The sequence below is a fragment of the Bradyrhizobium sp. 179 genome (genome assembly GCF_023073535.1).
In the GTDB taxonomy this organism is placed as follows: Bacteria; Pseudomonadota; Alphaproteobacteria; order Rhizobiales; family Xanthobacteraceae; genus Bradyrhizobium.
Map to the genome: position 1 here is coordinate 1 of NZ_JADPJR010000016.1, position 1,061 is coordinate 1,061.

2 protein-coding genes and 1 pseudogene are annotated in these 1,061 nt (G+C 56.6%); 2 read left to right on the top strand and 1 reads right to left on the bottom strand.

Annotated features, from left to right (window positions below; translation table 11 throughout):
- Both IVB12_RS03345 and IVB12_RS03350 read left to right on the top strand, forming a co-directional pair.
- A partial coding sequence (locus tag IVB12_RS03345) for a transposase (protein WP_247295631.1) occupies positions 1-436 on the top strand: 436 nt, incomplete at its 5' end.
- Between the two features lie 277 nt (positions 437-713).
- Positions 714-854, top strand: a pseudogene (locus IVB12_RS03350) (ATP-binding protein); the annotation flags it as partial.
- Positions 855-860: 6 nt separating this feature from the next.
- On the opposite strand, the gene IVB12_RS03355 reads toward IVB12_RS03350, so the two are convergent.
- Positions 861-1,061: hypothetical protein (locus tag IVB12_RS03355; protein WP_247295633.1), on the bottom strand; the 201-nt coding region annotated here is incomplete at its 5' end.

Below are 1,061 nucleotides of genomic sequence, written 5' to 3' on the forward strand. Positions count from 1 at the left end.
GAGGGAGATCGCCAAGGCCCACGCGCGAAGCGAGACGAGCCGTTCGCTCGGAGAAATTCCCGGCGTTGGCAAGCTTGTTGCCTCGGTAATTGCAGCCAGTGTACCGGACCCAAGCATATTCAATTCGGGGCGGGATTTTGCTGCCTGGCTCGGGCTGACGCCCAGGCAAATTTCGAGTGGGGGTAAACCGACTCTCGGAAGCATCACCAAGGCGGGTAATCGATATATAAGGAAGCTACTGGTTCTCGGAGCAACATCGCTTCTAAACGTTGTGGAAAAACGCCGCGGCGGCTTGCGCGACTGGATTGTCGGGCTCTTGGCGAAAAAGCCGGCGCGGCTTGTGACCGTCGCCCTTGCCAACAAGCTGGCTCGGATCATCTTGGCAATGATGAAAACCGGAGAATGCTTCCGCACCGAGATGTTCGCCAAACCTTGAACGTGAGTTTCGGCCAGCCGCATCCAAATCAAAGAGTTCTAAGCTTGGTAAGTGCAAGAAAGGCATGATGAAAGACAACGGTCGCCACCGAAAACCAGGAAAACCCGACCAGTCGTGTGAGCTCTAAAGCTCGCATCCTTGATGTGACCCCTTGGTTGTCGGACTTCATCAGGGCCCGCGGAGATATGATCCGCGCTAAAGGCCGGACATACGATCGCAGACGTCCAAGTCGTTCGAAGTGCCAAATTGTGCTTGCCATCAGAGGCCGTCCACATACGATGACTGGGGGCTCGAGCCGCTCGACTCCGGTGCCCGCCACGACCTCCTGGAAATCCTTGAAGACCGCTATGGTCATCGTTCGGCCATCGTCACCAGCCAGCTCCCCGTGGACGGATGGCATGTGCTCATTGGAGAGCCGATGACTTCATGATGCCTCCTTCTTCGAACGCTTGGTGCGTCGTACCCGATTGCGAAGCCGACCGATTTGTTCGTCTGAGAGCTCGATCTGCCATGGCTGGCCTTTGGTTAACTGACGACCTGCCAGCATTCCGCGCGCAAGATAATCGAAGATTGTTTGCGGGGTTACTCCAAGCTCAGCCGCTGCGCACTGAATCGAGAAGCTGCC